Origin of the sequence: Streptomyces sp. NPDC020747, assembly GCF_044334695.1 — a bacterium.
Taxonomy (GTDB): Bacteria; Actinomycetota; Actinomycetes; order Streptomycetales; family Streptomycetaceae; genus Streptomyces.
The window spans coordinates 377824-390584 of sequence record NZ_JBIRTJ010000004.1 but is presented as its reverse complement, the minus strand read 5'-3'; the positions used below and the strand labels follow the sequence as shown (position 1 = coordinate 390584).

General features: G+C 71.0%; 9 protein-coding genes. 5 read left to right on the top strand and 4 right to left on the bottom strand.

What is annotated here, in order from left to right:
- The first annotated feature begins 2 nt into the window (after positions 1–2).
- Positions 3–755, top strand: coding sequence for an NADPH-dependent F420 reductase (locus ACH4YP_RS14445; RefSeq protein WP_398490747.1), 753 nt, complete (start codon positions 3–5; stop codon positions 753–755).
- Between the two features lie 83 nt (positions 756–838).
- On the opposite strand, the gene ACH4YP_RS14440 is transcribed toward ACH4YP_RS14445, so the two are convergent.
- Both ACH4YP_RS14440 and ACH4YP_RS14435 read right to left on the bottom strand, forming a co-directional pair.
- Positions 839–1594 carry an NPP1 family protein gene (locus ACH4YP_RS14440; protein ID WP_361067484.1) on the bottom strand — a complete coding sequence of 252 codons (756 nt, stop codon included), beginning with the start codon at positions 1592–1594 and terminating at the stop codon, positions 839–841.
- 337 nt (positions 1595–1931) lie between these two features.
- Positions 1932–2387 carry a MarR family transcriptional regulator gene (locus tag ACH4YP_RS14435; RefSeq protein WP_361067487.1) on the bottom strand — a complete coding sequence of 152 codons (456 nt, stop codon included), beginning with the start codon at positions 2385–2387 and terminating at the stop codon, positions 1932–1934.
- Between the two features lie 332 nt (positions 2388–2719).
- Between ACH4YP_RS14435 and ACH4YP_RS14430 the strand changes: the two genes are divergently transcribed.
- A complete protein-coding gene (locus ACH4YP_RS14430; protein ID WP_398490746.1) occupies positions 2720–4186 on the top strand; it encodes an MFS transporter in 1467 nt (488 codons plus the stop codon).
- Positions 4187–4213: 27 nt separating this feature from the next.
- Here the strand turns inward: ACH4YP_RS14430 and ACH4YP_RS14425 are convergent, their stop codons facing one another.
- Complete coding sequence (locus tag ACH4YP_RS14425; protein WP_398490745.1) at positions 4214–5920, bottom strand: hypothetical protein; 1707 nt, start codon at positions 5918–5920, stop codon at positions 4214–4216.
- A 102-nt stretch (positions 5921–6022) separates the two neighbouring features.
- Positions 6023–10213, bottom strand: a complete 4191-nt coding sequence (locus ACH4YP_RS14420) for a molybdopterin-dependent oxidoreductase (protein WP_398490831.1) — start codon at positions 10211–10213, stop codon at positions 6023–6025.
- A gap of 314 nt (positions 10214–10527) precedes the next feature.
- Between ACH4YP_RS14420 and ACH4YP_RS14415 the strand changes: the two genes are divergently transcribed.
- From ACH4YP_RS14415 to ACH4YP_RS14405, 3 genes are all read left to right on the top strand, one after another.
- Positions 10528–10917: a cell division protein SepF gene (locus ACH4YP_RS14415; protein WP_361067495.1), complete on the top strand. Its 390-nt coding sequence runs from the start codon at positions 10528–10530 to the stop codon at positions 10915–10917.
- 132 nt (positions 10918–11049) lie between these two features.
- The gene (locus ACH4YP_RS14410; protein WP_398490744.1) at positions 11050–12216 is read left to right on the top strand and encodes an ATP-binding protein; all 1167 of its coding nucleotides are present in this window, start codon (positions 11050–11052) and stop codon (positions 12214–12216) included.
- The gene (locus ACH4YP_RS14405; RefSeq protein WP_398490743.1) at positions 12213–12545 is read left to right on the top strand and encodes a nucleotide pyrophosphohydrolase; all 333 of its coding nucleotides are present in this window, start codon (positions 12213–12215) and stop codon (positions 12543–12545) included. The genes ACH4YP_RS14410 and ACH4YP_RS14405 overlap by 4 nt, the downstream gene beginning before the upstream one ends.
- Positions 12546–12761: the final 216 nt, after the last annotated feature.

Here is a 12761-nt window from a genome sequence, read left to right as displayed (position 1 = left end):
CCGTGACCCAGACCCTTGGAATCATCGGCAGCGGCATGATCGGCGGAGCGCTGGCCCGCCTCGCCGTCGCCGCCGGACTGAACGTCGTCGTGAGCAACTCCCGCGGCCCGGACACCCTCGGCGACCTCGTCGCCGAACTCGGCGAGCGGGCCCGCGCCGCCCTGCCCGCCGAAGCCGCGCGGGCCGGTGACCTGGTGGTGGCGACCGTCCCGCTGCGCGCCTACGACCGGCTGCCCGCGGAGGCCCTGGCCGGCCGGACGGTGATCGACACGATGAACTACTACCCGGACCGCGACGGCCGCATCGCCGAGCTGGACTCGGACGAGTTGACCTCCAGCGCCCTCGTGCAGCGGCATCTGGAGGGTGCGCGCCTGGTCAAGGCGTTCAACAACATCGACTTCCGGCGCCTGTTCACCAGCGCCCGGACCGCCGGTGCCGCCGACCGCAGCGCCCTGCCCGTCGCCGGTGACGACCCGGCCGCCAAGGCGGACGTGGCCCGGCTTCTCGACGTCCTCGGTTACGACGCGGTCGACATCGGCACCCTCGCCGACAGCTGGCGCAGCGAACCCAACACCCCGGTCTACGTCCAGCCGTACATGGTGGAGTGGCCCGAGGGGCTGAGCCGGGAAGAGATGGAACGCTGGTTCTTCGAGACCCCTGGCGTCCCGGTGCCCGCCGCCCGGGTGAAGGAACTGACCACCACAGCTGTCCGGGGTCCGGCCGGCGGTCCTCCCGTGGCCGTCCCCAGCAGCTGAGCCCGGCCGTCGCGGTACGGGACACGGCAGTCGCGCTGCCGTGCCGGACACGGGAGCCGGGACACGGGAGTCCGCGGCGGGTCCTACGCGTTGGGATCGAACGCGATCCCCGCGGGCTCGGCCTTCGCGAGGTGGGCGGCGAAGTTGGCGTCCTTGAGGCCGAAGTTGGCGCTGCCGAAGTCGTAGGCGCTCAACTTGTCGCGCAGGCCCGCGGGGTAGCCGTTCCAGCCGACCAGGGCCGGGTACTGCCATGTGTGACGGTCGTTCTCCGGCGGCTCGTCGGCCGGGTTCGCGGCGCGGAAGGCGTGCGTGCTCACCCCGTCCTTGTGGTAGACGATCTTGGCGTGTGCGCCGTCCCACTGGATCTGGTCACGGGTGTGCACCGCGAACTCGCCGTGCGCCGAGGTGGAGACGTACTGGACCTGGTTGTTCTGCACCCACACCACGACGTGCTCCCAGTCGTGGCGGTGGCCGCCGATCGTCGCCTGGTCCTTCTCGAAGTAGAGGCCGTACATGACCGCGCACCAGCCGTTGTTGCACTTGGACCGCGCGTACCCGTTGGTGTTGTCGAGGTCCGACGCGTCGTGGCACTCGGCCTGCGGGGCGCCGGACGGGTTGAGGCCGCCGTTCACGGTTCCGTCGGGGCCGATGGCGGGAGTGGGGTAGCAGCCGTCCGTGTCGTAGTCGTAGGCCGGCTGGTACGTCTTCTCCAGGTCATCCGCGTTGGCGGGCAGGGCCGTTGGGGGAGCGGCGAGCGCGCTGCCCGGAAGGGCGACGACCAGCGCGACGGCGCTGACGAGGGTGAGCGAGGCCTTGCGGATGCGCGAACTCTTCTGCACAGCGTCCTCCTGTGTGGCCGCGGAGTGGGGTGAGCGGCCTCTTTGGCATGCCCAGCTCACCCTGCTGAGATTCGTCGACCGTCCGATCGCCGACAGGTGTCGGAGTGATGAAAGATCAACCAACAAAGGGGAATGGTGAGTTGGGGTGCTGTGAAGCACGGAGGGCTAGGTCAGGGGGGGTGGGGTGAAGTGCTCACGCCGGAAGCGGAGTTGGGGGAGGGCGACGCGGGTCGGGCCTCTGGGGGGCGCACCTGGGCCGTGGCGGATGCGGAGTCGGACTCCCGTGGGGGTCGGAAGCTGGATGCGGCCCCCCCCGGCCCTCACGCGAGCCCCGGTCTCAACTCCGCGGCCAGGGTCGCCCGTCGTGGCGTTCGACGTCGCGGTTCAGGCGGCCGAGCAGGGCCGCGAACTCGGCGACCTCCTCGGGCGTCCAGTCGGCCACCACCTTCTCCAGCCCCCGGACGTTCTCGGCGCGGTCGGCGGTCAGCCGTCGTTCGCCCTCCGCGGTGATGGCGAACTGGCGGGCGACGCCCCCGTCCGGGTCGGGGATGCGCTCGACGACACCGGCCCGCAGCATGGCGGCGGTCTGCCGGTTGAGGGTGGAGACGTCCAGACCGAAGGCGGCGCTGAGCCGGCCGATGGACATCGGTCCCTCCGCCCGGATGCGGCTGAGCAGCAGATAGGCGCTGCGGTCGAGCCGCCCGTGCAGGCCTCGTGCTTGCGGGGTGAGCAGGTGGATGTGGCGCCCGAGCAGCATGGCCTCGAACTCGATCAGGGATGTCGGCTTGTCCATGCGGGGGTTCCTCGGCTCCTGGATTCCTGGATCGGCGTGCTGGTCCTGCTGGGGAGGGGCGTCTCCTGGTTCGTGCGGTGTGGTGTGACGAGATATGACGCGGTGCGGTGCGACGAGATGCGACGCGGTGCGGCGAGACGCGGCCAGGTGCGCCACGTCGTGACGCCGCATCGCATTGCCTCGCGCGGGCGCCGCGATGTAATGCGATGCGAATATGCATGATGCATTAGACATGTACGATGCACATTCTATGCATGCCGCATTCCTGCCGTGCAGTGTCGTGCAGTGCGTCGCGTCCGCCGTGATCCGGGGGAGCGCAAGAGGGAGTATCCGTGGACCATCCCAAGGCCGAGTCCCGCTCAGGCGGTGTCATCGGCATCCTCGCCTTCGCGGGCATCGTGGCCGCGCTCACGCAGACGCTGGTCGTGCCGCTGATCGGCGGCCTGCCGGAGCTGCTCGGGACCAGCGCCTCGAACGCCTCGTGGGTGATCACCGCCACGCTGCTGGCCGCGGCGGTGGCGACGCCCGTCGCGGGACGCCTCGGTGACATGTACGGCAAGCGGCGGATGCTCCTGGTCTCGCTGATCCCGCTCGTCGTGGGCTCGGTCGTCTGCGCCCTGTCCTCCTCGGTGATTCCGATGATCACCGGACGCGGTCTGCAGGGCCTCGGCATGGGCGTGGTGCCTCTGGGCATCAGCCTCCTGCGCGACACGGTGCCCGCGGAGAAGCTGGGCTCGTCCATCGCGATCATGAGCGCGTCCATGGGCGTCGGTGGTGCGCTCGGTCTGCCGTTCTCCGCGGCGATCGCCGAGAACACCAGCTGGCGCGTGCTGTTCTGGGTCGTAGCGGCCCTGGCCCTCGCGGTCGGCACCCTGATCTGGTTCGTCGTGCCCGTCGGCCGGGCGAACACCAACGCGGGCACCAGCTTCGACCTGCTCGGCGCGGCCGGCCTGGGCGTCGCGCTCGTCTGTCTGCTCCTCGGCGTCTCCAAGGGCGCCGACTGGGGCTGGGGAAGCGGCACCACCCTCGGACTGCTCGGCACCGCGGTCGTCGTCCTGCTGGCCTGGGGCTGGTGGGAGCTGCGGACGCGTGAGCCGCTGGTCGACCTCCGTGTGACCGCCCGCCCGCAGGTGCTGATGACGAACATCGCCTCGATCCTGGTCGGCTTCTCGATGTACGCCCAGTCGCTGGTCATGCCCCAACTGCTCCAGCTGCCCGAGGCCACCGGCTACGGGCTCGGCCAGTCGATGCTGGCCATGGGCCTGTGGATGGCACCGGGCGGCCTGATGATGATGGTGATGTCGCCGTTCGGCGCCAAGGTCTCGGCCGCCCGCGGCCCCAAGACGACCCTGACCGTCGGAGCCCTGATCATCTCTCTCGGCTACGGCATCTCCCTGCCGCTGATCGGCTCCGACTCACCTCTGGGCCTGCTCGCCGTGACCATCGTCGCCAGCACGGGCGTCGGCTTCGCGTACGGTGCGATGCCCGCCCTGATCATGAGCGCGGTGCCGCAGTCGGAGACCGCGTCCGCCAACAGCTTCAACACGCTGATGCGCTCGATCGGCAGCTCCGTGTCGGCCGCAGTGATGGCGGTGGTCCTGGCCCAGATGACCACGGACTTCGGCGGGTTCGCCCTGCCGTCCGAGGACGGGTTCCGGGTCGCCATGCTGATCGGCTGCGCCGTGGCCCTGGTGGCCGCGGCCCTCGCCTTCTTCATCCCGGTCCCGAACGCGGCCGTCGAGCCGCAGCCCGGCACGGTACCGGACACCGCCCCCGAGACGGCCGAGGTCAAGGCCTGACCACGGCGCCAACAGCGCCCCCTGCGGTCAGGGCCCGTCCCGTACGTCCGTGCTCGACAGCGTCATCGGCGCCCCCGTGAAGGCCCGCAACCGGATCCGTACACCGTGCCGGGGAAGCGTGAACTTACCGGTGGGCGGCCGGAGTTCGTACGTCGCCGAGGCGTGGCGGGCGAGGACGGCCGGGCCCCGGGCCACCGACCAGTAGCGGGACATGCCCTGCCCCGTGGTCAGGGTGAAGTGGGGCCGCAGGTCGTCGTCGGCGAGGTTGGTGACGCGCACGGTGAGGTCGGCCAGGGCCGCGCGGCCGGCCGGGCGTTCGTCGAGCACGGTCATGCGGAGCGGTGGCGCGCTCGTCGCCGCGACGGTCACGCCGATCGCGGCCGGTGCCAGGAGCAGCGCGCTCAGCCCGGCCCGGGCGCGTCGCCCGAGCCCGAGCCGCGGCTGCCACGCCGTCGCGAACGGCGCGGGCGGCGCGGTGACGGCCGCCGCCACCCACAGCGGTGTCATCAGCAGGTAGTACCCGTCCTGGGAACGCGTCGCCAGATAGAACGCGCACCAGGGCAGCACGGCCGCCGCCGGACCGAGACGCCGTACGAACAGGACGAACAGCGCCAGCAGGGCCGCGGCAAGCAGCAGGCTCGCGTACGAGTACCAGACCAGCCGGCCGCTGCCGTCGGTGAGGTAGAGCGAGATGCCCACGAGGCCCTGGCCGTGGACGACCGCGCCCTGGGTCAGGGGCAGCGCGATGCCGGAGAGCCAGTCGTGGGGCTGCCGCACGATGAAGTACGTGTTGATCAGCAGCCAGACCGCCGAGGCCACCGCCACGAACCGGCCCACGACACGGGCCGCCTCGCGAGGCCCCAGCTCGCCACGGCGCACGGCGTAGATCCCGGCCAGCAGGAACGGCGCCAGGAACCACGGCAGTTGCTGCGCCGCGCACGCCGCCCCCAGACACGCCGCCCGCGTCAGACCGGCGGGACCGAGCCGACCGCCCGCTCCCGTGCCCGGCCAGCGCACCACCACCGGCACGAGCAGCGCCAGCGCGACGACCGCCGGATAGCCGAGCCGCGCGTAGTCGGGGAGCAGCCCGAAACCCAGGCACACCAGAGTGGCCGCGGACCGCCAGGGCACGGGCAGCAGCCACCACATGACGACCGCGCCGACCAGCAGGGCACCGGTGCTCACCAGCGTCGCGGCCATCGCCCCGTGCCCCACCCCCACGAACGGCGCCGTGAGCAGCACGGACAGGGGCGGATAGCCGTACGTGAAGTCGTAGCCGCCGGTGACCGTGGGCGTGAGCGCCACCCCGCGGCCGAACAGCCCGGGCCACGGCTGCCCGTACACCGGGAGACCGTGGGCGAGTTGCCGCGCGGCCTGGGTGGTGAGCAGGGCCTCGTCGCTGCCGCCGTGGTCCATGGCGTACGCGCAGAGCGTGAGCGTGACGGCCGTGACGAGGACGCACAGGTCGAGCCGGGCGAGCGAACGGCCGCGGCGTACCACCAGGACCAGGACACCGGTCGTGAGGATCGACGCGTAACAGAGCGAGATGACCGCCGCCACGAGCGGACGGTGGCTCGCGGCCTGCGCCCACACCGGACGCGTACCGACGAAGAGGCCGATGTCGGCGAGCAGGGTCAGGAGCCGGTGCCACTGCGCGGGCGCCCCGTCCGCCGACGACACCTTCACGGGTGTCCGCAGGCCGGCTGCCGAGGGCCTTGTCTCTGTCACGTACACGGCATCGGAAGCTAATACGCGGTGGTGAGCGCCGTAGCGACGGAGGTGAAGAGCCCGGTGTGAGGCCGGTAAGAGCAACCCGAGGCCGCTCCTGACGGACTGTCAGTAGACATCCCGGACGTACCGCTTGTCCGCCGCGAGTTGCTTCACGTACCCGGCGGCCTCGGTCTCGCTCAGGCCGCCGTGCGTGACGGCGATGTCCCGCAGGGCCCGGTCGACGTCCTTGGCCATGCGGGAGGCGTCACCGCAGACGTAGAAGCGGGCGCCGCTCTGGAGCCAGGACCAGAGTTCCGGTCCGTGCTCGCGCATCCGGTCCTGGACGTAGACCTTGGCGCGCTGGTCGCGGGAGAACGCCGTGTCGAGACGGGTGAGGGTGCCGTCGTCGACGAAGCCCGTCAGCTCGTCCTCGTAGTAGAAGTCCGTGGCCCGGTGCTGCTCGCCGAAGAACAGCCAGTTGGGCGCCCGGTGGCCGAGGGCCCGCCGCTCCTGGAGGAAGCCGACGAAGGGCGCGACTCCGGTGCCGGGCCCGACCATCACCATCGGGGTCGCCGGGTCCGCCGGGGGCTTGAAATAGGGGGAGCGCTGCACGAACACCGGTACCGGCGTGTCCGGTTCGGCGTCGGCGAGGAAGGGTGAGCAGACACCGCCCCGGACCTGTCCGCCGAGGTTCTCGTACCGCACGACGGACACCGTCAGCGACACGAGGTGCGGGTCGACGAGCGGGCTGGACGAGATGGAGTACAGGCGTGGCTGGAGCCGTTTCAGGACCCCGGCCCACTCCTGGGCGCTCGCTCGCACGGGGTGCTCGGCGATGACGTCGACGGCCTGCCGTCCCCAACTCCACTTGGCCAGCCCGTCCTTGTTGTCCGGGCGCAGCAGCCTCTTCAACTCCCGGTTGTCACCGGTCCGTTCGGCCACGAAGCGCAGCAGGTCCGGGGTGATCCTGGTGATGTCGAGATGGCGCCCCAGTGCGTCGGCGAGGGAGGTGTGGCCAACTCCGTTCACATCCACGGTGGTTGAGGCGTCCAGTCCGGCCACTTTCAGCCATTCCCCCACGAGGGCGGGGGAGTTGACCGGTCGCACACCGAGCGCGTCCCCGGCCTCGTACGTCAGTGGGGTCTCGCTGTCCCGCGTGTCGAAGGTGAACCGGCGGACCTCCTTGCCCGCGCCGGGCAGGCTGAGCAGCCGGTTGCCGGTGAGCCGGGCGGTGACGGGGGCGGGCTTCCTCGACACCGAAGGCGCACTCGCAGTAGCGCGCGAAATCGCACCAGACCCAGCAACAGCACCAGCACCAGCACTTGCACTCGCGCTCGGAGCCGGTGCGGGAGCGTCCCGCTGACCGGGACCGGGACCGGGCACGAGCGCGGTGAGCACCTGGTCGAGCCAGGCCTGTGCGGAGGGCTCGTAGTCCGGCTCGCAGTCCGTACGCGGAGCGAGCCGCACCCCTCCCAACTCGTCCAGCCGCAGGTCGAGTCGGCGGCCGTGCCCGCAGAAGTCGTCGTACGAGGAGTCGCCGAGGGCCAGTACGGCATAGCGCACGCCGTCCATGCGCGGCGACTCGGAAGTGGCCAGCGCCGACCAGAAACCGGAGCCGTTGTCGGGCGCGTCGCCGTCGCCGAACGTGCTCGTGATCAGCAGCAGATCCGCCCCCGGCGGCAGCGCGCGAGGGTCGGCGTCGTCCATCCCGAGGAGCGTCGCCCGGTGCCCGGAAGCGGTGATCCGCTCGGCCGCCGCGACCGCGAACTCCTCGGCGTTACCGGTCTGCGAGGCCCAGAGGACGACGACTTCACGGAGGGGAGTGGCCGGGGCCCGAGAGGTGTCCGCCGCTCGCGAGTACATCCCGGCGAGGACACCGTTCACCCACAGGGCATGGTCCGGGCTGAAGGGCGCGTCCGGCGGCAGCACGGGCACACCGGGGGCGCCCGCGGGAAGCCCGGCGAGGAATCCGGTGAGGTACTGGCGTTCCTGGGCGGTGAGGACGGGGGGAGGGGCGGGGGTGAGGCCGAAGGCACCGGCCGCGGATATCTCGGTCCCTCCGGAGCCACTGGCAATTCCAGCCCCTCCGGCGTTCGAGGAGCGGGGGCCCGGGAGCAGAGCCCCCAGCGGGGTCCGGGGCAGCGCCCCGCTTTCGGGAAGGGGCGGGGTGGGGGAGGAAACCCTCACCACCGAAACCGCACACACCTTCAACTCCGGCTGAAACGACACAGGATCAACGGCGTCACTGGTGACGGCATTGACGCTCAGATACTCCCCGAACAGGTCGTTCCAGTGGAACGGCGCGAACAGACACCCCACTTGCACCCGGTCCGTCACCACCGCGGGCAGCACGGCCCGCCCCCGCCGCGAGGCGACCTCGACCCGGTCACCGTCGGCCACGCCGAGCGCCGCGGCGTCCTGCGGATGCACCTCCACGAACGGCCCGGGATCGAGCTTGTTGAGCTTGGCCACCCGCCCCGTCTTGGTCAGCGTGTGCCACTGGTGCTGAAGCCGCCCGGTGTTCAGCACGAAGGGAAAGTCGTCGTCCGGCATCTCGGCGGCGGGCAGATGCGGCCGGGCATGGAACACGGCCCGCCCACTGGCAGTGGGAAAAACGGGGCCCCTGTCCACGGAGTCCCCGCCCACGCGGCCGACGCCCTCGGAATCCCCATCCGTGGAGCCCCCGCCCACGGACTCCACGTACCGAATCGGATTCCGGTCGTCCCCGTCCTCCCGCGCCGCCGGCCACTGCACGGACGTCTCCCGCAGCCGCTCGTACGTCACGCCCCGCAGATCCCAGCCGGTCTTCGGGTTCCACGCGCGCTTGATCTCCTCGAAGATCTCCTCCGCGCTCTCGTACGAGAACCCCTTCTCGTAGCCCATCGCGCAGGCCACCCGCGCGATGAGCCGCCAGTCCGCGAGTGCCTCGCCGGGCGGTTCGACGGCGGCGCGGGCGAGCGTGAGGTTGCGCTCGCTGTTGATGAGGACGCCCTCGGTCTCGGTCCACATGGCGCCAGGGAGTACGACATCGGCGTACGCGTTGGTCTCGGTCTCGGCGAAGACGTCCTGTGTGACGACGAACTCGGCGGCTTCAAGACCCTCGATGACGGTCCGGCGGTTGGCCACCGAGGCGACGGGGTTGGTGCAGATGATCCAGCAGGCCTTGATCTCGCCGTCGGCCATCTTCTGGAACATCTCGATCGTGCCCTTGCCGACCCCGTCCTTGCGGAGGGTGTCGGGCGGCAGCTCCCACAGCTCCTCGACGAAGGCGCGTTCGTCGTCGACGAGCACGGACCGCTGCCCCGGCAGACCGGGCCCCATGTATCCCATCTCCCGGCCGCCCATGGCGTTGGGCTGCCCGGTGAGCGAGAAGGGACCGGACCCCGGGCGGCAGATCGCGCCGGTGGCGAGATGCAGGTTGACCAGCGCGTTCGTGTTCCAGGTGCCGTGTGTGGACTGGTTGAGCCCCATGGTCCACAGGCTCATCCACTCGCCCGCTTCGCCGATCAGCCGCGCGGCCTCACGGATGTCGTCCTCGGGGATGCCGGTGGTCTCCGCGACGACCGCGGGCCGGTAGTCGGCGAGGAAGCCGGGCATGGCCTCCCAGCCCTCGGTGTGGGCGGCGACGAAGCCGGGATCCGTGTGCCCGTTCTCGTGGAGGAGGTAGAGCAGCCCGTTCAGCAGGGACAGGTCCGTCCCCGGCCTGATCCGCAGGAACAGATCCGCCTTGTCGGCGGTGGCGGTACGCCGCGGGTCGACGACGATCACCTTCGCGCCCGCCGACTTCACCCGGTCCATCATCCGCAGGAACAGAATCGGGTGGCAGTCCGCCATGTTCGAGCCGATGACGAGGAAGACGTCCGCCTTCTCGAAGTCCTGGTACGAGCCGGGCGGCCCGTCGGCGCCGAGCGACAGCTTGTAGCCGGCGCCCGCGCTCGCCATGCACAGCCGCGAGTTCGACTCGATCTGGTTCGTCCGTACGAAGCCCTTGGCCAGCTTGTTCGCCAGGTACTGGGCCTCCAGGCTCATCTGCCCCGAGACATAGAAGGCGAAGGCGTCGGGACCGTGCTCGTCGATGACCGCCCTCAGCCGCCGCGCGGTCTCGGCGATCGCCGCGTCCACGGGCGCCGGCACCGGCTCCGCCCCGCGGTCGTCCCGTACGAGGGCGGTGGACAGCCGTCCCGGCGCGGCGAGCATGTCGGCGGTGGTCGCACCCTTCGTGCACAGCCGGCCGAAATTCGCGGGGTGCGCCTTGTCCCCGGACGCCTTCAGGACCGTACGCCGTCCGTCCGGGCCCATCCCGATGTCGAGGACCATGCCGCAGCCCACACCGCAGTACGAGCAGACCGTGCGCACCTGCGACGTGGGGGTGGTGGTGCTCACACGCTGCCTTTCTCCGGCCTTTCCGAGCCTCTCCGAGGGGAACCTCGGTCCATGAGCGTACGAATTGCCCGTTACGCCTGTGTCACATGGCGCGATCATGAGGAGTTACACGCGCCACACAGCCGCCGTCGGCCAGGTGTGAGGGGGCCCGGTCCGCCGCGGACCGTGTCGCATTGGGCCGAACGGGTGATCATGCGCAAGAATTGCCCGGTGCAGGCAATCAGTGCGAGTCAGGTCGGGGGGAACCGGTGAACCGCCACGACGTCACCGATGAACAGTGGGAAGGACTCGCCCAGGTCGTACCGCTGCGTGGTCGCGACGCCTGGCCCTCGGCAGTCGGCCACAGGTCGATACCGGAGGCGGAGACCGAGGCGCGGCGCCGTTTCGTGGTGCTCCGGGTCAGCATCTTCGCGGACGCCCGCGAGGTCGCCGAGACCGTGATGGCCGGTATCCCGGTCCTCCTGGACCTCACCAGCGCCGAGACGGACGTCGCCAAGCGCGTACTCGACTTCAGTACGGGTGTCGTCTTCGGCCTCGCGAGCGGGATGCACCGGGTCGACCGGAACGTCTTCCTGCTCACGCCGCCGGGAACCGAGGTGCGGGGGCTGATGGAGGGGGCTGGGATTCCCGGAATGTGACGCGCGGGGTGCGATCCCGCGGGGGTGATTCCTGACGGTCGGGGGTGTCGACCCTCGATCGGGTCCCCCGTTCGTAGGAAGGTTTCGCGGACGAAACGGTTCCGCCTGGTCGCGGAGCCCTACCGTCCGGATATGACCGCGTCATCTCCCGGGTCTCGCGCGCAGGCCGAGGCACGTCCGGACCGGCCGAGCGTCGTCGAACTGCGGCTCGCCGCGTTCGCCGCGCACCGCCGCGCCGGATTCCCGCTCGGACCGCTCAGCCTCTTCGCCGGACCCAGCGGCAGCGGCAAATCCAGTGCCCTGCGGGCGTACGAGGCACTCGCCAGACTCGGCGGCGGCGCCGAACTGGACGAGGTGTTCCCCGACCCGGTCGCGTGCGTGCCCGAGCAGGCACGCCCCGACGCCCAGCGGCGGCGCGGCTTCCGCATCGGCTGTACGGCGGACGGCCCCGAGGGTCCCGTACGGCTCGACGTCGCCGTGCAGGCCGAGCCCGAACTGCGCATCGTGGGCGAGCGGTTGACGGCGGGCGGGCTGACCCTGCTGGAGACCGCGCTGCGCGACCCGAGCCGGCGTTCAGTGCAGGCGGCCTGGCACACGGCGGGCGCGTCCCCGGTGACCCGGGCGCCGCTGCCCGACGACCGTCTCGGTACGCCGCTCCTGCCGCTCCGCGTCGCCGGGAAGACGGACGGCCAGCGCCAAGTCCTGGCCGCCGCCGAGCAGATGGTGGTCGCCCTGCGGTCGGTCTTCGCCTGCGATCCGCTGCCCCGCTCGATGCGCACGGCGGTGCCGCTCGGCGCGGGACGGCTGCTGCGCGGCTGTGGCAACCTCGCCGAAGTGCTGTGGCGTACGCGGTCGGAGTGCGGGCGTCGGCACGGGCTGCTGGTCGACGCGGTGCGCGCGGGATGCGCGGGACCGGTCCTCGACCTGCTGGCCGAGCGGCCGGTCGGCGGGATCGACGGGACGGTCCGGGCGCTGCTGGACCGGGGCGACGGACTGCGCACACCGCTCGGACGGCTGGGGGACGGGGAGTTGAGGTACCTCGCGCTGTCCCTGGTGCTGCTCACCGGGCCCGGCGTGCTTGAGGTCGACACTGCGGGAGAGGTGCCCGCGGCACTGCAGACGCTCACCGTCCTCGCCGACGGCTTCGACCGCGATCTGGACGTACGGCAGCGGGAGGGGCTCGTCCGGCTGGCGGCGCGGATGTGCGAGCGCGGGCACATCCGGCTGGTGGGGGCCGTGAGTGACGCGTCCTGGGCGGCCGGGGTGGGCGGCGTCACGGTGGTAGACCTTGAAGCGTGACCGAACTTGATGTGCCGAAGTTGCAGCGCAGGCTGGCCGAGTTCGCGGCGGCGCGGAACTGGCAGCAGTACCACACGCCCAAGAACCTCGTCGCCGCGCTCAGCGTGGAGGTGTCCGAACTCGTCGAGATCTTCCAGTGGTTGACGCCCGAGGAGTCGGCCCGCGTGATGGACGACCCGGAGCGGGCCCCGCGTGTGACGGACGAAGTCGCTGACGTGCTCGCGTACTTGCTGCAGGTGTGCGAGGTGCTCGGTATCGATGCCCTTGCGGCGCTCGATGCGAAGATCGACCGGAATGAACGGAGGTTTCCGGTGGGGGAGGGGTCGTGACCGTCCGCTTGTCGCCCGATTGCTGCCCGCTTGTTGCCCGCCTGGCGCCCATGAAGAGCCTTCGAAAAGGGACTTGAAGACCCCGATTGTCACTCTCCGGAGTTATTGATCTGTCCACAATCAATTCCGTGTCCACAGATTTCAGGCTTCCTCTGGCTTTTCGTCCCGATGCACTTCACTCTGGGTAGTGGACAGGCGGAGTTCGGGCAGGCGTGT